Source organism: Mogibacterium pumilum (assembly GCF_002243385.1).
Lineage (GTDB): Bacteria > Bacillota > Clostridia > Peptostreptococcales > Anaerovoracaceae > Mogibacterium > Mogibacterium pumilum.
Window position 1 is genome coordinate 172,533 of the sequence record NZ_CP016199.1, and the last position, 1,363, is coordinate 173,895.

Annotated in this window: 2 protein-coding genes; both read right to left on the reverse strand. The window is 45.5% G+C overall.

All coding sequences use genetic code 11. The annotated features are described in order from the left end of the window. Window positions 1-1,113, reverse strand: a 1,113-nt coding sequence (gene tuf / locus AXF17_RS00915; RefSeq protein ID WP_094234709.1) for an elongation factor Tu, incomplete at its 3' end; no start/stop codon positions are given. An 83-nt stretch (window positions 1,114-1,196) separates the two neighbouring features. Then, entirely contained in the window at window positions 1,197-1,361 is a 165-nt protein-coding gene (locus AXF17_RS09835) for a hypothetical protein (protein WP_207651588.1), read from the reverse strand. Window positions 1,362-1,363: the final 2 nt, after the last annotated feature.

The following is a 1,363-nucleotide window of genomic DNA, read 5'->3' on the forward strand; positions in this document are numbered from 1 at the left end:
AGCTACTGGTGTAATCAGCTCGATCTCCATTACTACGTTATCTCCAGGCATGCACATCTCTGTACCTTCTGGTAGCTGTAGATCTCCTGTTACGTCTGTTGTTCTTAGGTAGAACTGTGGTCTGTATCCATTGAAGAATGGTGTGTGTCTTCCACCCTCTTCCTTCTTTAGTACGTATACCTGTCCCTTGAACTTTGTGTGTGGGTGAATTGAGCCTGGCTTCGAGAGTACCTGTCCTCTTTCGATTTCGTCTCTCTGTACTCCTCTGAGAAGTGCTCCGATGTTGTCTCCTGTTTCTGCTGCATCAAGAGTCTTCTTGAACATCTCTACTCCAGTTACAACTACCTTTCTCTTCTCGTCGCTTAGTCCTACGAGCTCTACTTCATCTCCTACCTTGAGTGTTCCTCTCTCAACTCTTCCTGTTGCTACTGTTCCACGTCCTGTGATTGAGAATACGTCCTCGATTGGCATTAGGAATGGCTGATCGTTTGCTCTCTGTGGCTCTGGAATGTATGTATCTACTGCTTCCATTAGCTCGCAAATCTTATCTCCCCACTCTCCGCTTGGATCCTCTAGTGCCTTTAGTGCGGATCCTCTGATGATTGGTGTATCATCTCCTGGGAACTCATACTCGTCTAGTAGCTCTCTTACTTCCATCTCTACGAGGTCTAGTAGCTCCTCGTCATCTACCATATCGCACTTGTTGAGGAATACGATGATGTATGGTACGCCTACCTGTCTGGATAGTAGGATGTGCTCTCTTGTCTGAGGCATTGGTCCATCTGTTGCTGCTACTACTAGAATAGCTCCGTCCATCTGAGCTGCTCCTGTAATCATGTTCTTTACATAGTCAGCGTGTCCTGGGCAGTCTACGTGTGCGTAGTGTCTGTTTGGTGTCTCATACTCTACGTGTGCTGATGAAATCGTGATTCCTCTTGCCTTCTCTTCTGGTGCCTTGTCGATCTGGTCGAATGCTACGTCTGCTCCGAGTCCATATCTGTCGTGAAGAGTCTTTGTGATTGCTGCTGTTAGAGTTGTCTTGCCGTGGTCAACGTGGCCGATTGTACCGATGTTGATATGTGGCTTGGTTCTCTCATACTTCTGCTTTGCCATGATAATTTCTCCTATTTAGAATTATTTGAAATAATTTTCTGTAAAATTTATATTCTCTCCAATGAAATCAGTGAGATTATAGATTATTTTGCAACCTTCTCTTTCAAGCTCTCTGGTAGCTTGTCGAAGTGGTCGAACTGCATTACGTATACACCACGACCCTGTGTCTTAGAACGCAGGTCTGTAGCATATCCGAACATCTCGGATAGTGGGACAAATCCTCTTACGACAGCAGCACCATTGTTGATGT